Origin of the sequence: Lactiplantibacillus sp. ME-2 (assembly GCF_022549155.1) — a bacterium.
GTDB classification, from domain to species: Bacteria; Bacillota; Bacilli; order Lactobacillales; family Lactobacillaceae; genus Lactiplantibacillus; species Lactiplantibacillus plantarum.
Genome location: NZ_JAKZEQ010000034.1, coordinates 1 through 23,621, shown reverse-complemented (window position 1 = coordinate 23,621; position 23,621 = coordinate 1). Strand labels below are relative to the sequence as shown.

Genomic DNA, 23,621 nt, shown 5'->3' with positions numbered 1-23,621 from the left:
CCTTCCGGCTTAGAATAAGACTCGTATTTGAGATGACGCGGGTTATGCGTTAGCTCAAATCGATGTCGGCTGCGTTCCAGCAATTGTCACCCAGCCCCGGAAGTCGGAATAGGACGCTCACCGGCTGACGAACAGAAAACCAACCCTAAAAGGCATCTTTCTACCATTATTTCAAACAGGTGGGCCAATCTTAAAAGGCTCGTATTATGGAAATCCATAATACGAGCCTAGTTTAATTGATATATTTAGTTCAACTGAGTAGCGCTAATCGGCTTCCGTTTCACGTTTCCGTGCAGTACGCCGTTCGCGTGCGTAGTCAGTTTTAGTTGTGATTTCAACGTCACGTGCTAGCCGTTTCCGGCGTGCTAATTCAGCTGCTTTGGCATTGGCTTTCGCAGCTTTCTTGACTGGATCAGTCGTTAAGTCGTGATGGATCGAGTACAGTAAGACGAGCGCGACAATCGTTAATGGGAAGCCAGACATCGCACAGATGGACTGAATCGATTCAAAGCCACCGACCGTGACAAGCCCCAATGAGAAGACTAGGAAGATAACGACCCAGCTCATCCGATTGAAACGACTTGGTTGTTCCCCCGCGGCCAACTTTTTACTAGTAAATGACGAGGTAATGAAGGCAAATGAAGATACCGTCGTTGCTAAGAAAATAAAGCAAGATAGGCAGTACAAAGCCAGCATAATCATCTTCAATGGTAAGGTCGACAATACTGCTGCAATCACAGCGGCTTGTCCTTGCGTATTTAAGATATGAACTAAGTTAACGATGCCCATCCGTTGCAAGTATAAGGCATAACCACCCAAGATGGCGTAGAAACTGACACAACCTAATGAGCCCCATAGCAACATACCACCGAGTACCTGACGAATCGTCCGGCCCCGAGAAATCCGGGCAATGAATAAGCCCATGACTGGCATAAAGGATAACCACCAGCCCCAGTAGAAGATCGTCTGCCGTTGCATGGCCGTTGCGTGACCATTTGGTGCAGTATTCGTGCTCAACGTAATAAACTTATTGACAAACAAGCCAATACTATTAGTTTCTGAGTTTAAAATATACAAAGTTGGGCCAACAATTAAAACAACGATTAGGAAGCCAATCGCTAACCAAACATGGGCAGCACTTAGCCGACCGATTCCCTTCTTCAAGCCATTAAAAACAGCCATGGCGAAAATTACGAATAATAAGGCAAATAACCCTAACTTTAAAGTCATCGTATCGGCAATCCCGGTAACGGCACTCAAAACTTTTGAAATGACGGGGATTTCCATCCCGACTGAAGTACCAACACCACCCATAATCCCAATAATAACGAGAAAATCAATCGTGTTCCGGGCAATTTGCTTACCCTTACCAGGACCTTGTAGTACTGAAATTGCGGCACTGAGCCGCTGAACCTTGATGTGTTTAACATACATTGCATAGGCAATTGCAATCGTGGCTGGCGCAAACATCATCCACGCCATTGGTCCCCAATTAAATTGTCCCAGCATGTGCGCATAATTATATGCAGAAGTTGAAAACGGCTTGACGCCGAATGAAGGGCTTTGGAGGTACCGTAACGGGTCAACCATGCTCAACATTAAAATGCTGGCATCGATCCCGGTCGCGTAAACCATACTGCCCCAGTGATACGTTGAAAATTCTGGTTTGTCATCAGGATCACCAAATTTGGTTTTCCCTAACTTACTAAACCCTAAGTAAATGAAAAAGATAAAAGTGATCACATATACCGACATATAAAGCCAGCTCATGTTATTTGTGAGCCAGTTCAAGATGCCACTTAAACTCGTCTCCAGCGAATGGCCCCCCATTAATAAAACAACGGAAGCCGCCGCAAAGAGCCCAATTGTTGGTAAATAGACCCACCAATCAATATTCTTACTTTTTAAAATAATAAACCTGCTACTGAGCATATACTCTCTATATTTAGATCAAATTCGTGGTTCTTCCTACCAGCAATGGTAGTCCCCACGCGTAAATTTCCGACTAGCAATCGGTACACCCCTCCGAGTTAATCCTCGGAGCACTCAGCACCCTGACTGTATCAGGTTTGACCGGCATTGTCATCCGCATTCTGTTTGTGCTAACTCAAAATCAGTAGCAGAATTTCCTTCTTTCCGTTGGTTGAATCCGGACAACGCCATACTGACAAATGATTTTTAATTGCTTAATCGACGTTGGTGTTCATCTTGTTTAGCTAGTGTTTCTATTACCATCGTGCCTTTAGCACACGACCGTCGTCACACCACGTAACGATTAATGGTTACACTGCTCTTGCTAATAGATAACCCCCTTGAATCACCAGATAAGCCCACCGCACAACTGTTAGATTAATTGCTTGGTGCACCAAAAAAGCGCTTAGTACCGGGTAACAAGTTACCACCTGCACAGCGCACGTTGGCTTATACAAATGCTGATTTCAGTATTTTCTGATATCTGATGTTCGTTTATAAGTATACTAGTATTAAATCAGAAGTAAAATCAACCATTTTGAGCCGTCGAGGCCTAACCCGTCAAGGATTAGACGAGTTTTACACCCATATTTTTTCTGAAACTTTTTAAAAGTTTTCGTAATAATTAGTTTTTAGTTTAGAATCATTCTTATCTGTTTCAATTAAACCGATTTCATGTTATTCTTGTAACAAGTAAAAAAACGTTATCATCTAAAAGGAGGGGAACTGCATGCGGCACTACTATAAATTAATTTTAACGGTCAGCGTCGGTATCATTGCGGTTATTTTACAGTTTGGTTTGCACTACCAATTGGCAGCACAAATCATCATTACATTAATGGGGTCACTTATGGCCTTATCAATGTTAGTTGAGATGATCAAAACCTTACGTTCAGGTAAGTACGGGGTTGATTTATTAGCAATTACGGCGATTGTGGCAACACTAGCTGTCGGCGAATATTGGGCTAGCCTTGTCGTTCTAATTATGCTCACTGGGGGTGACTCGTTAGAAGATTATGCGGCCAAACGAGCGAATACCGAATTGAAAGCCTTGCTCGATAATTCACCACGTATTGCCCACCGCTCAGTCGCCGGCCAATTAACAGATATTGCCGTTGAAGATGTCCAAATTGGTGATCAGCTAGTCGTCAAACCTGGTGAGCTAGTTCCAGTAGACGGTCACCTTATTCAAGGAACGGCACTCTTTGATGAATCTTCATTGACGGGTGAATCTAAACCAGTCGACAAGCACGTTGGCGATGACATTATGTCTGGTGCGGTCAACGGCGATAGTGCCGTTACAATGGTTGTTGATAAATTAGCCATTGATAGTCAATACCAACAGTTAGTCAAATTGGTTAAAGAATCCGAATCACGACCAGCCAAATTCGTACGGCTGGCCGATCGCTATGCAGTCCCATTCACCCTGGTAGCATACGTCATTGCCGGAGTAGCTTGGGCATTCAGCGGGGATCCCCACCGATTTGCAGAAGTCCTCGTAGTGGCTTCCCCTTGCCCGCTGATTCTCGCCGCACCCGTTGCACTCGTCTCAGGGATGAGCCGAACTAGTCGGAACGGAATCGTGGTCAAGACTGGGGACATGTTGGAGAAGTTATCTACGGCTAAGTCCGCCGCGTTTGATAAGACGGGGACCATTACCAGTGGTCAATTAACAGTCAACCAAATTGTTCCTCAGTCTGGTTTTACTGCCGAACAAATCTTGCACCTCGCAGCGAGCGCTGAACAAAACTCAAGTCATATCCTGGCCCGCTCACTCGTCAAGTATGCGAGTGCCACTAGCCTCAGCCCGGCAACACAATTAGCAGAAGTAACGGGTAATGGGGTCACGGCAACGATTGAGCAGCAACAGGTCAAAGTGGGCAAACTTAAATTCGTCGCACCGACTACAACCGCCAAGCCACTTGCTACCACTGCTATCTACGTCGGCATTGATGACCAGTACGCGGGTTACATCACGTTTATCGACAATGTCCGCCCCGAAGCAGCCGCCACGCTTCAAGCACTCCACGCTGAGGGCGTTCAAAACGTCATGATGCTTACTGGTGACCAACAGGCAATTGCTGATCATATTGCCGCCGATGTCGGTATCGATACCGTTGCTGCCGACCTCCTACCCGCAGATAAGATTGCCCACTTAAAGGCTGTACCAGCGGCCGAACGCCCCGTTATCATGGTTGGTGATGGTGTTAATGACGCGCCTTCCTTGGCTGTTGCTGACGTCGGCATTGCCATGGGCGCCCATGGCTCAACTGCTGCTAGTGAATCGGCCGACGTCGTCATCTTAAAAGACGATCTCAGTCGCGTGGTCACGGCGGTGCGCATTGCTAAAGATACCATGCAAGTGGCTAAACAAGCCGTTTGGATTGGGATTGCTATCTGTACGATCTTGATGTTGATTGCCAGCACTGGTATCATTCCGGCACTCTTTGGCGCTATGCTTCAAGAAGTTGTTGATACGGTCTCAATTCTTTGGGCGCTACGTGCATTACGGGATCGGCCACAATCATCAGTCTCATCAACAACCACAACTCCCATAACAAAGGATGTGAGCTAACCATGCCAGAATGGCTCTTACGATGGGCACAATCGGCACTGACTTTTGTCGTTGTTTTAACGTTCGTTTCAGTCGTTTTACTCAACGTACCACTAAAAGAAGCAATTCTCGTTGATTTTGCTTACATGCTATTAACGCTCGCCTTCGATTGGTACCGCAGTCGGCACCATGTCTCGCGCTAATTATTCAATCTAATAGTCACTAACGATGGTTTTACCAATCATTAATCAAAAAAATCGTTCCAGATGTCTTCTTGGGAACGATTTTTTTAGTTAATGCTCAATGCTTCGGTTTAGGGTGAGACCGTCCACTTACATTCAAGCCTTACTTGGCCAACATATAACTAACTTTTACGTCGTCCATAATCGTGGCAAGTGGTACCACATCATCAAGCAAAATTGAATACCAATGTTTCTTATTCATATGATAGCCCGGTAAATAATGTTGTCCATCAATCAGCATAGATAAGTCTTCTGGGCGCGCTCGCAAATCTAATACCGTCACAACATGTGTTGCGCCCGGCAACGCCAGTTTATCGGAAGTTACCGTCAATAATGCGCCATACCATTTGTGCGTGTCTGAGCGTCGCCAAACCGCGTTTTGTGGAAATTTAGGCCACAAGAACTCAAGATCGTCACCATAAACAGCTTTGACTTGCGCAATCAGCTTACGCTCCGGGGTCGATTGGAAGACGTCATTATCGTAACAATGCTGTTCGATGTTGTATAAAACATCTTGATAGGCCTGCGCTACTTGACCTACAAACTGACCATGGGCTTGGGATGTCAGGTGTAAAACATATACTTCACTAGTCGTCGTATCCGTTAATGTTGTGTTCAGACTGCCATCAGTGTTCAACTCGATTATCATTTCAAATTGGCCTTGCATAATTAAAGTTCGGAACTGATACTGACCATTCTGATTGGGTTCAAATCCAAACTGACTGAGTTTGCTCATATTGACCCGTTTATTCTCAAATCTAACTCTTGCCATCTGCTGCGCCTCCAACTTCATTCCCACTTATCCTGAATGTGATGCTCGACTATTGCAATCCACAAACAAGTCAACGCACTCGTTGTCGTCTGATAGCCGCTATATCATTTTATAAGTAATCACCCGTAAGGCCAATTCAATTGACCATTGCTGTGTTAGTAAGCCGACCTTTCACAACAATTGCCATTGTTCCAATCAGCCAATACTTGCGCTAAAGCTCAGCTAATCTTGAAAAGACTTCACTAACTCGTTTTTATTGTTTTTTTATACCCGTCCAGCCACAATCTATGGCACAATAGTTGATAAGTACTGGCAATTGATGACCTACTTGGTTCTTTAAACCAGCATAACACAATCATTTTGGCTCGTGGTATTAACACATACATATCGTTGGTTATGACCTGACCCTGTACCAAATATCTTTTTGGTCAGCACAGAACCATGTCTGCGCTGACCAATTTACTAAATAATAACGGAGGTCCTAATTTGAAAAAATATCGCGATTATCGTACCGCCATTGCCCGAACATTGACCATGATTCAACCTACCGATGAAGGCCTCGCCAAGGGTGCCAAAGCGATTCAGGAAATCTTAAACCTGGCGCTTGATCCTGATACCATCGTAGATTCGGATAATGCACGCATAGCTAGACTAGCCACTAGTAACGCACACAATGAGACCAGCGGCCACGCTACGCAAGCAAACGCGGAAGATTCATCATCATCCGTCAAAACAACTTTTGCACAATCCAATGGGCAAACAATCATGCAAGTAAAGCGCGGTTTAAAGGGGTTTGATTTAGTCGACCCCAATGATCCGACCGGCACACCACGCTACCACTACGATGAAATTTTGGCCCGACAACTGGTGATTCACCACGATGATCAGGTCCTGTTAGAACAAAATTTACGGCAACATCGACAACCTTATATTGATAAAATCGTTAGTCACGCTACTACAGCGGATCCGATTACTGTCGCAGCATTTTTCGTTGTTCATTATCAAGACACCGATGATACTTATCACATCGAACAAGATTATAACGGCACAACCTTATCGTCGCTCAATCCGGCAATGAACGATGTTACGTTCACTAGTCAAGAAGCGCAGTATCAGCGCATCAGTAATGGTCAATTAGTCGACCTAGCTTGGTATAAGGAGCGGCCTGAGAAGGTGGTTATTCGTTACGTTCATCATAGTTCGAGTCAACCGACCTCGAATAAAGCAGCCAAACCAGCTAAAAAGGCCACTGTCCACACAACCACCGTACCAGTGACGCTACGCACCTTAGACTTTGATCTGCACGAAAAAACAGTTGCCATCGTCATGGGCGACGTTGGTACGCGCCGAACACAGATCACGCAACTCATTGATGAGCACAACGGGCACACCTTATTGATTGATGCTTTTAAACACAGTAATAGCACCAACTTCTATTACCGGCAAATCGGTCAAGCAGACCTCGTGGTCATGATTCAGAATCAGAATAAACACGCCACCTCCAAAACACTGAATAAAGCTGTCAAGCATTACGGTATTAAAATGACGATTGCTGATGGCGGCGGGCTGCAGCAGATTGAACGAGCCGTTTACCGCGGAATTGCTGATCTTCCCGCTTATGAGAGTGGCAACCCCATTAGCTACCCCCGCATTAATGACGCTTCACAGTAGCGGCCATTTAGCCCATTAAAACCACAGTAAAAGCCCCGCAGCAGCTAACTAAAACGTTTAGCTATTGCGGGGCTTTAAACATATTTCGGCACAAGCCTTAAACTACATCGTTGTTCAGTAGCAGACACATCATAGCCTAATTTCAGTCACCGAACGATTGTACTTAAACTGTTTGGCGCTGGTTATCCTGAATCGCAACTGGAATAAAGTCAAAGGTCGCGTAATCGAATAACCCCCGTGCCGTTAACTTCAACGTTGGAATCACGGGTAATGTCAAAAACGATAGCGTAATGAACGGATCAAAGCTAAGTGGCCGCTCGCTAATGACCTCATACGCTCGTTTAAGTTCGGCCAACTGTTCAGCAACTTTTTGATAGCTCGCTGCAGACAGCAAGCCCCCAATGGCAAGCGGCATGGTCGCTAGCACTTGTTCATTGTCAACGACCGCAATTCCCCCGTTATCTTGAGTAATCTGGGCTACCGCCCGTAAGATTGCGGCATCCGACGTTCCGACCGCAACAATATTATGAGCATCATGTGCCACCGTACCAGCGATAGCTCCCTGTTTAAGTGCGAAGCCATGAACTAAGCCGACGCCCACCTTGCCCGTGTTATGATGGCGCTCGATGACAACCATTTTGAGAATATCACGTTGGCAATCCGCTTCAAAATTCTGCGTTGCATCAATCGGGAGTGTTAAGTGATCCGTCTCGATATGGTTCGGCTGCACACCAATTACATTTGCCAACCCGGTCGCTAGTGGTAATTGGAAGTCGGCTAGTTGTGCATGGTGCTGAACACGCGTTGCAGTAAACGGCAATGGTTTTGTCGTGCTTGGTAATATCCACTGTCCCCGCTTCATCGTCCGCGCAATCCTAACGTGTTCGAGATCATCTAAGACCACTAAATCTGCCAACTGCCCGGCTGACAGACTACCCCGATCACTTAAACGATGCGCCATCGCGCCGTTGAGACTAGCCAATGTGTAGGCTAGTTCAGGACGCATCCCGCTCTGCATAGCTAGGCGCACGTTATAATCGATCGACCCTTCTGTGAGCAAGTCACTAATCGTCTTATCATCCGTACAAAAAGCAAACCGGCTAGCATTAGCTTCGGTCACTGCACCAATCGTCGGCAAAACATCGCGTTCAACCGTCCCTTCACGCAAGAAAACAGCCATACCAGCCCGCACACGATTCTGTGCTTCTGCCACTGTCATACATTCATGATCAGTGTCTAGTCCCGCATTGCGCATCACATTGAGCTGATGCGCATTCAAACCGGCAGCGTGACCATCCGCATGATAGCCATACGCATAGGCATCACTAATTTTAGCCAGGGTGTCAGTATCACCACGCGCAACGGCCCCATAGTCCATTACTTCCGCCAGTCCCCGAACCTCCGACTGTTGGTAAAGTGGGCGCAAGTCAGCAGCATGTAGCGTTGCCCCGTTATCATCAAAGGGAACACACGGTACCGATGACGGTAGCATAAAACAGACATCTAGTGGTGTTTGGCGCGCATCATCAATTAGGTACTGAATGCCAGCAATACCCGCAACATTGGCAAGTTCATGTGGATCAGTCGCAATTGTCGTGACGCCGTGCTGTAGTAAGACTTTTCCCAACTCGCTAGGTGCCACCATCGAACTCTCCATATGCACATGTGCATCGATCATGCCGGGAACGATCCACTGACCGGTCGCATCGACATGCTGGGCCGCTATGTACGGCTCGTCACGCAAGTTACTAATAATCCGGCCGTGATCGATCCACAAACTGGTGGCTTCAAATTCACGGGTATAAACGTTTAACACTTGTGCACCAGTAATCACCATTTCAACTGTCTTCGTCATCGTTATTTTCTCCTCACTAGTCAGTCTGCCTACGGAGAAAGCAAACGGGTCCACACGGCAAATTAAGCAGTGTAGACCCGTCGACTCAATTCGCTTATAGTCCAGTGTTTACGGCACTGGGTAGAAACTCGCCATCCATATCATGGCATTATATAGGCAATTAGTTGTATTGATAAATTGTTCCTTACTTTACCAGCCTTTTCAGTTACATGCAAGCCCTAATTATCATAAATGATTGGTACAATGAACTTAGAACTAGACATGAATATTCACCTAAATCAATGTCGGGTCTGCCACAAACAGCGCTGGCATTTTAAATGAACGGCATACGATTTGCGACAAGGTCCCTTACTGGTGACGCCATCTAACCAGAATGCTGATTAGGATGTTGTTCTGCGTACATTGAAACGCAACATGTTCCGATAATGGCAAGCCCGTGAATAAAACCGTTGGCCGTTAAGTCGTCTTTTATAATGATTTGCGAGCAGTCGCCTTTGATTTAAAGCGGACCCGCTACGATTAATCAACAGTCATATTTTTAAACATTCTTTTGCTGACTATAAGTTCATTTACGTTTACAATAAAGCTAAATTAATATTAATATACATAACTATTTTTTAGGAGCTGATGATTTTGATGATGATGAATAATCCGACCATGCTCTCATACATTCGTCGGGAACAGCCAGTACTAGAGCGGTTGTTAACCAATTATCCCAAACAGATTACGGCGGCCTTGACTGCCACCCCTGATCATCCACAACACTGGTTGATCCTCGCAACTGGTTCAAGACTCAACGCCGCCAACACCGCCCGCTTATACATGCAAAAGACGGCCGCCCTCCAAGTGACCATTGCTGCGGCCGACCTCTACGTCACTTATGAGGAAGCTGATCCCAGTGTCGATGTTGTTATCGGGATTTCTCTAAAAGATGATGATCCAACCATGCAAGCGGCAATCGAAAAAGCCCACACGGCCAGTCAAGCTCATGTCATTATCGTGACTAATCAAAAATCGACTACTCTGACCGCAATGGCCGATGCAACTTGTGACTTACTAACTGGCAAAGAATCAGTGCCCTATATTACACTAAGCTTTCAAGCCATCGTGCTCACTTTAATGTTGCTTGCCGTCCGCAGTGCTGCCCTTCAAGCACGGTTAACCGAATTAGCAGTCAATCAAGAATTAGACGAGTTCAGTTTTCTGATTGAAAGCATGAATCCAACTGTTCAACGGGCGAACGACTTCTACCGTAAGTTCACTATTGATTTCACTAACGCCCCTCAATTTACAGCTATCGGTGCTAACGTCCTAGCTGGAACACTAACTGAAATGCAAGCCAAATTCACCGAAATCCTCCGGGTACCAACGCATGGTTACTCATTAGCCTCATTTACCCACGGTGGCTTTATGGGGACGCATGAAGATCACTGTCAGTTCTATCTTGAAATCAATACAGACCCGGCTGTCATGACCCAATTACAGGCCGTCAAGACGTACGAATCGCGATTAACGCCCCACATTTATACCATCAGTCTCACTGGTGACCAACCGACCGTCAATGATGATCAAACCCTCCAGCTCGAAGCCGTTGCTGATCCGTATAAAGCCCCACTACTTGCGATTATCCCGTTCCAAGTCTTAGCTTGGTTCATTGCCAAATCACGCGGGATCAATTTGAACCATCCCATGTACGCAGATTTTCAAGCGGCTACTAAACTCAAGTAAAGATTACTAAATCAACGCAAAATGACCAGTATCGATATTCTTCGATACTGGTCATTTTAATTAATGCTCGTTTTCCGTAACTGCGTAATACCGAATTCTCTTATGTTGACGCTGCGCATAGCCAATTTCTTGCCTAGTCCGCTCACCAATGTAGCCAGCAACATTAATGACCACTACTTCATCTGCCAAGTCGATTTTTTTCAAATGTGTCTGGCGTAAATTCTGAAGTTCAATTGGTGTTAATACTTCATCACTGAAAACTGGCTTTAAAACAATAACACCTTGTTTACTCAGAGCCAGTTCAACCGTTTCAAATACTGCCGCATATTTTCTAGACCCACATAAAGTAACTATTTTAACAGTCATTCGTCAACCTTCCCTAAAGTGAACTGATCGACCAACGATTAAACCTCCGTTGCAGTCACATGCTTAGTTTTCACTGCAGTTCGCTGATTCAAGTGCGCCATACCAACACCAGTGAAACCGCTGATTACCGAGATAACTGGACAAAGTAAACTGAAGAAAACAAATGGTAAGTATTGGACGGTTGGTACTCCCAGCGTCGTCGTCAGGAAGACGCCGCCAACGCCCCACGGGACTAGGTAATTGATCACCGTACCGCCATCTTCAAGGACCCGCCCCAGTGCATTTCCGGATAAGCCACCATCATTGAATGCCTGGCGAAAAGCGCGCCCTGGTAAGATAATCGAAAGAAATTGTTCACCAACAAACACGTTGACACCAATACAAGTTAATACACCCGCCAATACTAACTTGCCATCGCTATTCAAGTGCTTAGCAACCGGGGTCATAATTTGATTGATCAGTCCAAAATTGACCAATAATCCTCCTAAGGATAGCGTAACCACAATTAACGCGACCATACTCATCATGCTGACGATTCCGCCCCGTGAAAGCAACGTATCAACACTCGTATTCCCCGTCTTCGAAACAAATCCCGTGTTAATAATGGCGGTTAACTTCGCCAGTGATAACTCAGGCTGTTCAAATAGAATCAAGCCCGCCGAAATAAAAATATTTAAAAGCATCGTTGGAATGGCTGGCATTTTAAACCCGGCACAAATGAAGACTAAGACGATTGGTAATAATGCCAAGGCTGAGATACTGAAATGACCATTTAAAACCGCAACTGTTTGATTGATCTTGGCTAAGCTTGTCTCCGTATTACTGTGCCCCAGCATAGCAAACAAGCCTAATGAAATGAGCCCGGCCGGTAGCGTGCTCCATAAGATATGCTTAATGTGCGTAAAAAGATCAGTATCCACTACGGCTGAAGCTAAATTATTGGTTTCTGATAATGGTGATAATTTATCGCCGAAGATTCCACCACTGATAATTGCACCGGCAACTAAGGCTGGATTCAGATTCATGGTCACGCCCATGCCGAAAAAGGCAATTCCGACCGTCGATGTTACCGTAAAGGCACTGCCGACCGCCGCACCGACTAGGGTACAAACAATAAAGACTGATGGCAAAAACCACTGAATATTAATGATTTTGAATCCAATCACCATGAGTGTGGGAATCGTTCCCGCCGCAATCCAAGTTGAAATCATCGCACCAATGAGAATAAAGATGAAGATTGGCACGATTCCTTTATCAATGCCCTCTTTAATCCCGGCATTAACTGCTGACCATGGAAAACCGCGCAACATCGCCCAAGCAGTGACAACGCCCATTGCGAGTAATACGGGAACTTGGGGCGATAATCCCCAACCAATCACACCCGCACTCATAATTCCGAGGACGACCAGTAAGACAATGACTGCTTCTAAGGTACTAATTTGTGGTGCTTTTGTTTTGTTCATAATTTATTACCCCTTCGATTGATAAAATTCCAGTGACGCATATTCATCATCAAAATTTTAATATCGTGCAATCCCACCACAGCGTTGATTTGTCATTATTCTCATCCTCTTCATCAAAAAAATCGTCCCCATTGTTCATATAAACAACAGGGACGATTAGACTAGTCGCGGTACCACCCAGGTTGCGGATTATTGACACTTAATCCACCACTCACTAGAAGATAACGGTTCTAGTTATTATCCGTTCAGTCGAAACTCGGTTACCGTATTTCAATCATAGTAGCTGACCGGTTCGCAGCAACCACCGGCTTCCTGACACCTACCACTATGTCTACTTGATGTAACGTTATCGTACAGTTATTAACTTGTGATTAACAATACCACCATCCTTTATCATCGTCAAGCCATTTTATAATATGATTCTCATTTTAAGGCTACGACCGCGTTGCAGCTCGCAAGCGCGCTTGGTGGGCAAAAGTGATGCCACCAAATAGTAACGTCCAAATAATCGCACCGATTGCACCGACAATATCAGCTTGAATGAAGAATAGACTGGCAAAAATGAGAACAAAAAAGGCAATCGTCAGTGGGCTCGTGATTCGGTACGCCGGCATCTTAAACCCATCCGCCAGATAGTCATTAGATAGCCGGTACTTCCGGTGGGCCAGCATCGCCAGCGTGTAAACAATCAGGTACATATCACTAGAGATCCCGGTCACGACGGTAAAAACTGCCGTCGTTGCAGCACTTAAACTCATGATGGGGGTCACTAGCACTAGTACCGCGGACAACACGATTGCTGCTGCCGGCACACCACTTTTCGAAATCTGACCAAAGATTTGGTGCATGCGACTCGTAACTGGCATTTCAGTAGCTAGCTGATAGAAGTGACGTCCAGCTGAGAACAAACAACTATTTAGCGATGAGGCTGCCGACGTTAAGACGACAAAGTTAATGATGGCGGCCGCTGCTGGGTACCCTGCCAACTTGAAGACTTGCACAAACGGACTGCTATCGGGTGACAGTGACGTCCACGGAATAATGCCCATAATGACAATTAACGCACCAATATAAAACAACAAAATCCGCAACAAAGTTTCATTGACCGCCTTTTTGATAACGCGGTGAGGGTTCTTGGCCTCACCAATCGTTATACTGACAAATTCAATGCCCTGAAAAGCAAAGAAGACCATTGGAAATGCCGAGATAAAGTTAGCTATCCCATTGGGAAAGACCTGATAATTATGGAACAAATTGCCGATTGAAGCCTGGCCTAATGGGGTTGGGTGATGTCCCACCATCATGAAAATACCAGTGACAATCAGTGCAATGATTGCGACGATCTTAATCATCGCAAACCAGAACTCTGCTTCGCCAAATAACCGTGCAGCCGTTAAATTAACGCCCGCCAAAATTAACAGGAAGCTAATCTCAATTAGCCAGGCGGGGACATTTGGTAACCAAAATTTGACATACGTTGCCGTAGCCGTCAGCTCAGCCATACAGACAAAAATCAAACCGATCCAATAGGTCCACCCTGTAAAATGACCAACACTCGGTCCCAAATAGCGGGAAATAAACGCCACGAATGTGTGTTGGGTAGGATCAGAATAGAACATCTCACCAATTGCCCGCATCATTAAAAAGAAGAAGAAGCCCAACACCAAGTACACCCACATGACTGACGGTCCCGTCTTTGAAATCGTACTCCCTGAACCAAGAAATAATCCTGTCCCAATCGTGCCACCAATTGCAATCATTTGGACATGCCGGTTACTAAGCGCCCGGATTGTGCCATCAGCATTAGTTATTTTCATAAAACCCCTCCACAAATTTTAATGACTTTGTTGCTAAAATTTAATGTTGTGTCATTATAGCACGCTCTAGCTTTCACTTAATTGCGATTTTTAACTGTTAACCCCTGTTTTTAACGACGAATAGGTCGCAATACTTTGTTTTCTAAAGCTGTCTTCCTTATTGAAAACGTCACCAAAACTGTAGTTGCTGCGTTTGACCGCCTAATTTGGCGCTACGAAAAAAGCCGCCCAAGTATTTACCCGAACGACCTCATTTATTTAATGCACCCATCCTGACACAATAACACTTACCACAAAAAGGCAATCATCTTGTGAGCGACACTTGGATTCTGATTCAACGCGCAATGCGCCGCCTGTTCCCCACTATAGAAAGCTTCTTGATACTGTGCTAATTTTCCGCGCAACAAGTACCGAATTGAGCGCGCTGAAGCGACACCCACAAAACCATCATTGTTATACCCCGTGTTTGTATCTCCATAGACATTGAGTAGTTTCACGTTGTCTGGAAAATTGTGGCGATACTTGAGCATTTCTGAAAAATGCTTCGTGAAACGACTTGGTTTAACATCCAAGCGCCGGACCGTTGCTTCCGTCTGCGTGCTCAGAAACCCGGTCAGGCCATCGAACGGTCCGCCAATCGTCACGATTTTATTCAACGTTGGTAAGCGTTTGTCATGCCCATACTTCAATGCCTGATTGACAATATCATTGGCCCCGAGGGAATGACCAACCGCATTATAAGCTTTGACGCCATACTTCGCTTTTAGTTGGACTAAGACTTGGTGTAACCAATAAATCTGGGCTTTTTGTGAGGCGTGATTATCTTGAAAAACAACTTGAACCATCGGATTCTTGATTGACTTTTGCCAATAACCCTTAAAGGCCATCACACCATTCTTGTACACGTGCACCACTAACGCTTTTTGGGCAGCCCCCGCTTTTTCGGCTTTACGAATCAGATAGTTCGTCGAATACGCCCCACCATTGTAGCCATGTAAAAAGACCGTCGCTGTCTTTGACTGGTCATATTGATTCTTTAATATTCGTGCAGAACGCGGTGTCAATTGACTCGTTACTTTCGTAATCTTGGTATCATGATTCCGGGCCCCAACTAAAATCACAGCCGCACCGATAACAAAAACAATCAATAACAATTGAATCACCGTTCGCCAACGTTTCATCAAAATTATCTTACCCTTCATTATGTTTAACAGTCTTATTTTACGCGTTTCAATTAAAATAACCAGTCATCGTTTTCAACAATCGCCTTTTTAACCCGCACCAACGAATATTGAACCCAAATCATATTCTTTAGCCACTCATCTCGTTATAATGGACTTACTAGGTTAAATAACTAACCTACTCAAATTGTTTATTTCTGGAGGGTAACTATGGAAAAACCAACGTTTAAATATCCTGATAAGGCTGCGTATGAGTTCGTCATTCAAGCCTTAGCCGCAAAAGGGATTACTTATCATGAAATTGCGCATATCACTTATAACTTACAAACAAAATACGTCCCTAACTTAACGATCGAAGAGTGCGAAATGGAGACGCAAGAAGTACTGCACAAGCGCGAACTATTGAACAATGCGATGGTTGCGTTAGAACTCGACCGCCTTGCCACAGAAGGCCAGCTAAACGAGCCGCTCCAATCTATCATTGCCAGTGACGCCGGCGTCTTCGGTGTTGATGAAGGCTTAGCACTTAATATGGCGAATATTTACGGCACCATCGGCGTCACTAATTATGGTTACGTGGATAAAGTTAAAGAAGGCGTCATTAAGAAGTTAGATACTGATAAGTCAGGCGTTGTTAACACGTTTATTGATGACCTAGTTGGTGCGATCGCGGCGGCCGTTGCGGCTAAAATTGCACATAAGTATGCCTAAGCATTGTATTTGCTAGTCGTTATCGCTTATAAAAATCAGCAGGCATCCTACTTCAATGCCTGTTTGCTTGAATTAGCTAGTCTGTACTGGATATGTCCGCTAAAAAACAGTTACCTCAAAATGAGGTAACTGTTTTTTTGTTGACCATGCTCACCACTGAATTAACCCACAACTGTCAAATGACATGTCTACTCCTCGACCTAACTACTGTAACTGATCCGCATAATCTCGTAAGTAAGTTGTCATCGTATGCGGAGCGTGACCCAGCACTTTTTCAGCCGTATCGGTCACGCGTTTAGCGTTGCCCAACTGGGTAATCAAATACAGCATTACCATAACATTAACATAGTCCTTCTTGATTCCCCGCTTCAACATCACGCGGCGAAACCGCCATAAGCTCGGTCGATGATACGTTACCGGGTGACCAAAGGATTCAGTCATTAGCGCCGCAATTTGCTGATAAGTCAACGCTTCTGGACCAGTCACAGTCAATTTCTGTTGTAAATATTGTGTATCTAGTAACGCCACGCCCGCAATCTCACCAATATCACGTGTATCAATAAAACTCGTCTTCGACCGCCCGGCTGGGATAAACAAATCGTGATTTTGCTGAATGTCGACGCGATGCGTGGTATTCAAATTTTGCATAAAGAAGCTCGGTCGAATGAATGTGTACGGTAACTGTAACTGTTCGATCATCTGCTCGATTTGATGATGTGGCGTCATTGGATTATGCTCAACACCCATCAACGAAACAAATACGACCTGCTCAATGTGGTGTGCTTGTAAGCATTTTAGGAAGGGCCACATATCTTGCTTGGGTTTAGCAAGTTGTGGTGGCCGCACGAAAAAAACCTTTTGGATTCCCCGTAACGCCGCATCAAAGGTCGTCTCGTCTAAAAAATCAAAACGTCGAATTTCGACGTTCGGATACGCAGCCAATAGTTGCTCGTCTTTATGTAAGTTGTGGGCACCAGCAACAACTTGCACCCCCACCTGTTGATCTAGATATTGAATTAACGGTAAGCCAATATTTCCCGTCCCACCTATCACCAGTATTTTCATTTTATTAATTGCTCCCTAGTTTTTTTAACAGTTGTCTTAAAGACTGTTTTTCAGCAGCCGTCAATTTCTGAAGCCCCGTCGCAACGACCTGATCGCTAATACGCTGGCCGGCCTGCAATTCTTGTATGCCAACTTGGGTCAAGCGTAGTAGCTTTGCTCGCTGGTCCGCTGGATTAACTTCCTGTTCAACCAATTGCTTGGCAGCTAAGCGTCGAAGAATTCCTGACATCGTCGGCCGGTCCATATCGAGAACGTGGCACAGCTGGTTGGCAGTCGGCTGTTGCGCCGTTCTTTCGACCCAAAGACTGATTTGTTGCATCACAGCCCATTGTTGAATCGTCAATCCGTTAGCAATTAGCCGTTGATTTAGCTGATAACGTAACTGTTTGGAAAACTGCATTAGTAAATAACCAATATTATCCATTTTACCCTCCACTATTTAGTTAGTATACTAACTAAATGGCTGTAATTTGTCAATTTACACACAAAACAGCACCGCTTAACTGTGCCAATCAGTTTATACTGGCAAGTAAGTAGTACTGTTTTATAATGTTTCGCCCCAAAAACACGGCATCAACTCATAAGCCGATCATTTTAAGCCATCTGATGTTCTGACATTGCTTGCATCTTGAGTACGCGCTGTTCACGTGGAATAAACATCCGAATCTCATCTTGGTTAAAGCCGCACAGAAGTCGGTGATCGTCAAAAATAATTGGCCGCCGCAATAATTGCGGTGTTTGGCTTAATACCCGAACAGCTTCGCTTAATGGCATATCTTCAATCGGTGTCGTCTTACTCAGTTGGTGATAAGCATTGGACTTAGTACTGATCAAATCATCAATGCCATTGTACGTGTACTGTAGCAGGTGCTTGATTTCAGTCTCCGTTAACGGCTGTGCATTCATATTACGTTCATGAAACGGGATCCGGTGTTCGAGTAACCACCGGTGGGCCTTGCGACAACTTGCGGTACTTGGTAACACACATAAGTTTATCATAAAATTATCCCCAATCTTGCTTGCCTAACAATGCAGCCCCCATTATTGTGCACTGTAATAGTTGACGTCATTAATTAACAACATAATCATAGCAAAATTCGCAGCTAATTGCTAGCGTTTTCAAAAAATAATTAAAATAATTTGATAGGCGCAGTTTATTGCAGGCCTAATCCCAATTTCATCTATACCAATATTACGCAATTTATATTAAGCGGTTGGTAATTGACCACTATCCTTCAGGTAATCACGCAGTACCACTGCCTGATTATGTTGTTCGTCCTTGGCACCGAACAATAAGATCACATTCGTCTTCGTCAGTTGTTCAGCAACTTGACTAATAAAGCTGGCCGTCAGGGGATTCTCATCCAATTCAGCCCGGTAACGATCGACAAATTCGGGATATTTCGCCGGTTCATGATTGAACCACTTACGTAACGTGGTCGACGGGCCAATTTCCTTTACCCAATTGTCCAACTGAGCGTTAACCTTCGAAATACCCCGGGGCCACAAGCGATCTACCAACACCCGATAACCATCCGTATCAACTGGTTTCGTGTAAATCCGTTCTAATTTTAATTGCATAATGAACACTCCTCCTATCGTACGATGCGGTAAACAATCTATGACCATTTACAATAACCTATCACATTTCATGACCATAAGTTGACTCCATTATAACGCAGGTGCCGGTATCGTTAAATCGAACCAACACTTTCCCGCAACCACATATTGATCAGTCCTCGTGACAGCCACTATCATCAATTCAGCACAAAAAAATCAGGTTCCACGAATGGCCCTGATTTTCATCACAATGAGTTGACTAACATCTTATCATGATTATGACAATCACGTTAGCCTTCACCGATCACAACTTCAACTTGGCCCCTTTTCGGCACAAAATTAATGTTATAAATCGGTTCCCGCAATACCTTTTCATATTCTTCTAAGACATCTTGTGGCAATGGCGTATGGGCGGCCAATGCGCGCATTAAGTCATCGACCGAATAAACATCTTCCATGTTAATAAAGATCCGCATATTTCCCACAACATCATTCAATAATTCTGTCAAAATCGCATTGGGCTTACCGTTACCATCTGTAACAACCACTTGATTACTGTCGACTTCTTTATGGTCTATCTTTGTTAACTTAACGATATCAAATACATTTAACATGCGCGACCCTCCGTCACAATATTGATTTGCTATATTCTACCACAACCATAGCACATCTGAAGGGTGAAAAGTATTTAATGTTGACTGAATTAATCAATTGAATAGCGTGCAAAAATTTTTTCTTGAACCTTAGGCATTGGAAGTTTCTGCCGCTCAATCAACGTAAAGGTCTGACCAGCAAAGTAGGCTAAGTCACTTAACCCAACTTGACCACTCAAACCTTGAATGGTCCACTTCTGATGCGTAAACGTATGGGTCACAGGCCGCCCGGTCAGATAATGGGCCGTTAGCTGGAGCTGATATTCACGTTTAAAATAATTTTCTACCGCCGTAACTAGTTCTTCAGGTTGGTAATCATCATCTAAGTCTAAATCTGCAATCGGAATCAGGGGAACCGTCCATAAATTAGCCAACATCCCGTTACTCGGTCGCTTCGTCATCAACCACTGATCCTGCATCTTAGCTAATACCGCCACGTAAGCAACCGGCTTGGGCCGCGGTTTCTTCGTCTTGACCGGATAGGCTAACTCATCCCCATCCAAATAAGCTTGATTAAAGCGTTTGACCGGCGAATGAGCCGTATCTGGTTGCCGCGCTGTCATGTAGCTTGAACCGAGGTCCATAATCGCCTGGTTAAAATCTCCAGGTCGCTCTTGTGAAATAATCTGACTGATTACCCGTTCAAAAACAGCGCGGGTCTGGGGCTTCGCAATATCCGCATCAATCTTGAGCAACCGGCTAAAGACGCGATAGGCATTACCATCCACAGCTGGAACTGGTTCATTGAACGCAATGCTGGCAATCGCTCCTGCAGTGTACGGGCCAATCCCAATCAACTCCGTCAGCTCAGCGGCAGTTTGAGGCCACTGTCCATCGTAATCGGTTAACAATTGTTTGGCACACCGTTGCATATTGCGGACACGTGAATAATAACCCAGGCCCTCCCACGCCTTTAACAACTGTGACTCAGGTGCGGCAGCTAGGTCCGCTACCGTTGGAAAAAGTGCCATAAAGCGCTGATAATAAGGAATCACAGTTTGAACCTGCGTCTGCTGTAACATAATTTCAGAGACCCAGACGTGGTAAGGCTCATGGTCATGTCGCCATGGTAAATCGCGGCCTTCGTGATCAAACCAATCTAATAGCGTCGTCTGAAAATCTTTAATTGTTGCCGCATCCCATTCAATCATTACTAACCCTCCAAAAAAGGCCACGAGGCTTCGTCTATCCGAAGTTCGTGACCATCTTATTTACAAATTAATCCAAAGTGTTAGCCAAATCTACGAGTGTTTTTTCGTAGTGATCCGTCACACTTTCATCCTGGAAATCGGCATTGAAAACGGCCAATGTCAAATACTCGGGGTATTTTAAGATGACCGCTGCCAGCCGCTTATTAATATCTGGATATTTTTGATCTTCATTATTCAAAATATCCAGACTCGCTTGGTAACAAACATTGGCTAAAAACAAATAATCCACAAAATAATTAAATCCTGGTTCGTTTTTTAATTCAAAATGCGCCTTCACGTCCACTGTTTCCGAAATATTCGTTAAATACTTCGTTACAATTTCTTGATACTGACGTAACAACTCCGCCTTTGCTTCTGCATGTACCGTTGCCATAAAATATCCCCACCTAATTTAATCTCTGTGAAGATTATAGCATACGGCGTAACCCCTGCTGAATGTTAGCTGCTAATCCAGCTAACTGATCGTACTGCCACTGACGCTCGGCAGTGACCGCAACCATGTCATTTGGTTGCGTTAAATTAACCAATTTAATTGCTTGGTCCGAGGCCCGCAGCGCATTTTCATCCGCATCTGCGGAAGCTACGGCCCAGCGAACGCAGTCCAGTGCCGCCGCACCAATGGAACTCGTCGTCGTTGCACTTAACTTAGTCAATCGTGCCAGTGCCTGCCGTACCTGGTAGCCACTAACAAGATTAACTTGCCACAATTCATTAGCATCAATTGCGAGTCGCAATTGTCGATCATATTTCTGTTGGTTATCAACATACTGCAAGGCTTTCTTGGCGATAATTAACGCCCATTTAGCCAATTGTTGTTGTGAGAGTTCACCAGTCAAAGCTTCGATTTGAGCCCGTATTCCAGGGTCATCGTCAATCTCAATCTTAGGGTGACTCGGTCTAAAACCTTCCGTCATCACGCATTCCTACTTTCTTACAAATCCGACAACAAACATATCCTATCATTATCAATATTCAGTTCAATTGATATATCGATAGGATTAAATTGTACCAGAAATCCAGCAAAGATGTGAGTATCTGACTCCAGATTTCATCAAAAATTTACAAATTTTTGTAACCGTTTCATCCGCTATAAATACAATAAAAAGACGCCCTACCACCAATCGCGGCAAGTCGTCATATAAACCATTACTGAATTTCAATATGATGGGTATCCGCAGCTGCCTTCTTTGGCAAAGTTAACTGCAACACACCATTTTCATATCGTGCTTCGATCTTGTCAACATCAACGTCGGGTAAAGAATATTGCCGGCCAAAGCGACCAGTTTGACGTTCACTCGCGATAATATTACCATCTTTATCGCTTTCATCACTAATACTATCGCGTTTTACAGCAATCGATAATGTGCCATCCCGATACTTCAAGGCAATATTCTGTTTATCGATTCCAGGAATATCGACTTTCATCGTGTACTGATCGTCATTTTCTTTAATATCAGTCTTTAGGACCGACCCATGACTACCAGCATTTAAGAATGTCCGACCGAATCCATTAACCAAATCGTCCATCTTAGTCCAGTCATTCAACCGATCAAATAAATCATTGTGCCAATTCATCATATCGTTAGCCATTATGAAATCACCCTTTCAATTTGTTTACATCATTAATAATAAGCACTTTCATCAAGATTGCAACAATTTAGCACTCTCCGTATCAGAGTGCTAAATCACTCCACTTGATATGCCCGCATATCAACTGGGATCACCCTGACCATTTTATGTGGCGTGATTGTTAGTTGCTGGGTCGTCATCTTCGTAGGCCAGCGAGACTGCGGGCGATCAGCTAATTCCAAACCGACCAACATTCTGATTCGATCCAGAATATCAGGCACCCCAAATACATTATTACCCTGATTAAATGAAGTTTGGAGCATATTAATGGCAACCTGTAAGCGCTGATTATGGAAGCTAAAGGTTACTGGCACGTACACCAGATCAGTAGACGATAATTGCTCTTGTGCCAACGTCTTATCAAGCTGCGCCATAAACGCTGTAAATTGATCCATTTGCGTCACCCCCATCATTAATTACCGCTATTATACTGCAAGACTGATGTGACAGCTATTCAAATGGATGGCTGTCATAGCATTGCTAACAACCGACCATCAGTCTCCGTGCCAACTGCAATTTTGCTCGAACCAGTCAATCATCACCAGGCGATCCCGTGCACTCATTTTGGACAAAATAAAAGGGCGCGACCAATGTCTCGCCCTAACTGAAGAATCACGCTAATTATTAGTTATTAGATAACTTTTTAGCATCTTCATCGATCGTTTCGAAACCGGAAACGCCACTCTTCTTCTTTGGATGCTTTGCACGTTCTTCTTCGGCTTTTTGAATCATAGCCTTTTTTTGTTCCTTGCTAAGCTTTTGTGCCATGATTATCGCCTCTTTTATCTTGGACAGCGAAGTACAACTTCGCTACATGTTCATTATAAGTCTAAATTCAAAAAGTGGCACAAATTTGCTTAACTTTTTTGAAACTGCTTACTTGAATTCTGTAATAATTAAGTTTACAGTTAAGATGTTCAGGAGGGGATTATATGACAAATGTATTGATCTTAGAACGTGTTTAGAATCTTTTCAAGAGTATTCGCAGGAAGGCTAAGCTAATCATCATCTTACTGGTGTTCAGCTTTCGCTCACAATTGCGCCAGAGGCGCCGATATTTTCCTAGCCAGCTAAAACTGCGTTCGATAACCCAGCGTTGCGGGGTCACTTGACCGTTCCTAAGGTCACTCTGTTTAGCAATAATGACTTCAGCGTTAATCATTGCCTGAACT

General features: G+C 44.5%; 24 protein-coding genes and 1 riboswitch. Of the genes, 5 read left to right on the top strand and 19 right to left on the bottom strand.

Annotation, left to right across the window (positions count from 1 at the left end):
* Nucleotides 1-264: 264 nt before the first annotated feature.
* Complete coding sequence (locus MMY95_RS11985) at nt 265-1,932, bottom strand: BCCT family transporter (RefSeq protein WP_241277660.1); 1,668 nt, start codon at nt 1,930-1,932, stop codon at nt 265-267.
* Nucleotides 1,933-2,701: 769 nt separating this feature from the next.
* On the opposite strand from MMY95_RS11985, the gene MMY95_RS11980 reads away from it, so the two are divergent.
* Complete coding sequence (locus MMY95_RS11980; protein ID WP_003643495.1) at nt 2,702-4,546, top strand: heavy metal translocating P-type ATPase; 1,845 nt, start codon at nt 2,702-2,704, stop codon at nt 4,544-4,546.
* A 2-nt stretch (nt 4,547-4,548) separates the two neighbouring features.
* Complete coding sequence (locus tag MMY95_RS11975; protein WP_053267148.1) at nt 4,549-4,728, top strand: hypothetical protein; 180 nt, start codon at nt 4,549-4,551, stop codon at nt 4,726-4,728.
* A 142-nt stretch (nt 4,729-4,870) separates the two neighbouring features.
* Here the strand turns inward: MMY95_RS11975 and MMY95_RS11970 are convergent, their stop codons facing one another.
* On the bottom strand, nt 4,871-5,539 hold the full coding sequence (locus MMY95_RS11970; protein WP_015826060.1) for an MmcQ/YjbR family DNA-binding protein: 669 nt from the start codon (nt 5,537-5,539) through the stop codon (nt 4,871-4,873).
* A 486-nt stretch (nt 5,540-6,025) separates the two neighbouring features.
* On the opposite strand from MMY95_RS11970, the gene MMY95_RS11965 reads away from it, so the two are divergent.
* Nucleotides 6,026-7,210: a DUF2325 domain-containing protein gene (locus MMY95_RS11965; RefSeq protein WP_053267149.1), complete on the top strand. Its 1,185-nt coding sequence runs from the start codon at nt 6,026-6,028 to the stop codon at nt 7,208-7,210.
* 163 nt (nt 7,211-7,373) lie between these two features.
* On the opposite strand, the gene ade is transcribed toward MMY95_RS11965, so the two are convergent.
* A complete protein-coding gene (gene ade, locus MMY95_RS11960) occupies nt 7,374-9,065 on the bottom strand; it encodes an adenine deaminase (RefSeq protein WP_003643498.1) in 1,692 nt (563 codons plus the stop codon).
* A gap of 77 nt (nt 9,066-9,142) precedes the next feature.
* Nucleotides 9,143-9,241, bottom strand: a riboswitch (purine riboswitch).
* Between the two features lie 451 nt (nt 9,242-9,692).
* Here ade and MMY95_RS11955 point away from each other — a divergent pair.
* On the top strand, nt 9,693-10,793 hold the full coding sequence (locus tag MMY95_RS11955; protein WP_202861183.1) for an SIS domain-containing protein: 1,101 nt from the start codon (nt 9,693-9,695) through the stop codon (nt 10,791-10,793).
* A 60-nt stretch (nt 10,794-10,853) separates the two neighbouring features.
* Here MMY95_RS11955 and MMY95_RS11950 read toward each other — a convergent pair whose 3' ends face one another.
* From MMY95_RS11950 to MMY95_RS11935, 4 genes are all read right to left on the bottom strand, one after another.
* Entirely contained in the window at nt 10,854-11,159 is a 306-nt protein-coding gene (locus tag MMY95_RS11950) for a hypothetical protein (protein WP_046040704.1), read from the bottom strand.
* Nucleotides 11,160-11,197: 38 nt separating this feature from the next.
* Nucleotides 11,198-12,622 carry a Na+/H+ antiporter NhaC family protein gene (locus MMY95_RS11945; protein WP_241277659.1) on the bottom strand — a complete coding sequence of 475 codons (1,425 nt, stop codon included), beginning with the start codon at nt 12,620-12,622 and terminating at the stop codon, nt 11,198-11,200.
* A gap of 434 nt (nt 12,623-13,056) precedes the next feature.
* Nucleotides 13,057-14,439, bottom strand: a complete 1,383-nt coding sequence (locus tag MMY95_RS11940) for an amino acid permease (protein ID WP_053267151.1) — start codon at nt 14,437-14,439, stop codon at nt 13,057-13,059.
* A 287-nt stretch (nt 14,440-14,726) separates the two neighbouring features.
* Nucleotides 14,727-15,623: an alpha/beta hydrolase gene (locus tag MMY95_RS11935; RefSeq protein ID WP_003643502.1), complete on the bottom strand. Its 897-nt coding sequence runs from the start codon at nt 15,621-15,623 to the stop codon at nt 14,727-14,729.
* 207 nt (nt 15,624-15,830) lie between these two features.
* Here MMY95_RS11935 and MMY95_RS11930 point away from each other — a divergent pair, with 207 nt between their 5' ends.
* Nucleotides 15,831-16,331, top strand: coding sequence for a phosphatidylglycerophosphatase A (locus MMY95_RS11930; RefSeq protein WP_003642953.1), 501 nt, complete (start codon nt 15,831-15,833; stop codon nt 16,329-16,331).
* A gap of 204 nt (nt 16,332-16,535) precedes the next feature.
* Here MMY95_RS11930 and MMY95_RS11925 read toward each other — a convergent pair whose 3' ends face one another.
* The 12 genes from MMY95_RS11925 to MMY95_RS11870 all read right to left on the bottom strand — a co-directional run.
* Nucleotides 16,536-17,396 carry an NmrA family NAD(P)-binding protein gene (locus MMY95_RS11925; protein WP_003642954.1) on the bottom strand — a complete coding sequence of 287 codons (861 nt, stop codon included), beginning with the start codon at nt 17,394-17,396 and terminating at the stop codon, nt 16,536-16,538.
* Between the two features lie 4 nt (nt 17,397-17,400).
* Nucleotides 17,401-17,820, bottom strand: a complete 420-nt coding sequence (locus MMY95_RS11920; protein WP_053267152.1) for a MarR family winged helix-turn-helix transcriptional regulator — start codon at nt 17,818-17,820, stop codon at nt 17,401-17,403.
* A gap of 170 nt (nt 17,821-17,990) precedes the next feature.
* Nucleotides 17,991-18,395 (bottom strand): Spx/MgsR family RNA polymerase-binding regulatory protein, encoded by a 405-nt coding sequence (locus tag MMY95_RS11915; protein ID WP_003643504.1) that lies wholly within the window; start codon nt 18,393-18,395, stop codon nt 17,991-17,993.
* Nucleotides 18,396-18,602: 207 nt separating this feature from the next.
* A complete protein-coding gene (locus MMY95_RS11910; RefSeq protein WP_003643505.1) occupies nt 18,603-18,977 on the bottom strand; it encodes a DUF488 family protein in 375 nt (124 codons plus the stop codon).
* A gap of 269 nt (nt 18,978-19,246) precedes the next feature.
* Nucleotides 19,247-19,570 carry a hypothetical protein gene (locus MMY95_RS11905; protein WP_003642958.1) on the bottom strand — a complete coding sequence of 108 codons (324 nt, stop codon included), beginning with the start codon at nt 19,568-19,570 and terminating at the stop codon, nt 19,247-19,249.
* An 89-nt stretch (nt 19,571-19,659) separates the two neighbouring features.
* Entirely contained in the window at nt 19,660-20,760 is a 1,101-nt protein-coding gene (mutY, locus tag MMY95_RS11900) for an A/G-specific adenine glycosylase (protein ID WP_003643506.1), read from the bottom strand.
* A 67-nt stretch (nt 20,761-20,827) separates the two neighbouring features.
* The gene (locus MMY95_RS11895; protein ID WP_003642960.1) at nt 20,828-21,193 is read right to left on the bottom strand and encodes a hypothetical protein; all 366 of its coding nucleotides are present in this window, start codon (nt 21,191-21,193) and stop codon (nt 20,828-20,830) included.
* A 34-nt stretch (nt 21,194-21,227) separates the two neighbouring features.
* A complete protein-coding gene (locus tag MMY95_RS11890) occupies nt 21,228-21,734 on the bottom strand; it encodes a putative immunity protein (RefSeq protein ID WP_003643507.1) in 507 nt (168 codons plus the stop codon).
* Between the two features lie 232 nt (nt 21,735-21,966).
* The gene (locus MMY95_RS11885) at nt 21,967-22,410 is read right to left on the bottom strand and encodes an Hsp20/alpha crystallin family protein (RefSeq protein WP_003643508.1); all 444 of its coding nucleotides are present in this window, start codon (nt 22,408-22,410) and stop codon (nt 21,967-21,969) included.
* A 95-nt stretch (nt 22,411-22,505) separates the two neighbouring features.
* A complete protein-coding gene (locus MMY95_RS11880; protein WP_003642963.1) occupies nt 22,506-22,862 on the bottom strand; it encodes a hypothetical protein in 357 nt (118 codons plus the stop codon).
* Between the two features lie 211 nt (nt 22,863-23,073).
* A complete protein-coding gene (locus MMY95_RS11875) occupies nt 23,074-23,217 on the bottom strand; it encodes a hypothetical protein (RefSeq protein WP_003642964.1) in 144 nt (47 codons plus the stop codon).
* A gap of 193 nt (nt 23,218-23,410) precedes the next feature.
* Nucleotides 23,411-23,621 (bottom strand): transposase (locus tag MMY95_RS11870; RefSeq protein WP_241277658.1); only part of this gene is annotated, 211 nt, incomplete at its 5' end.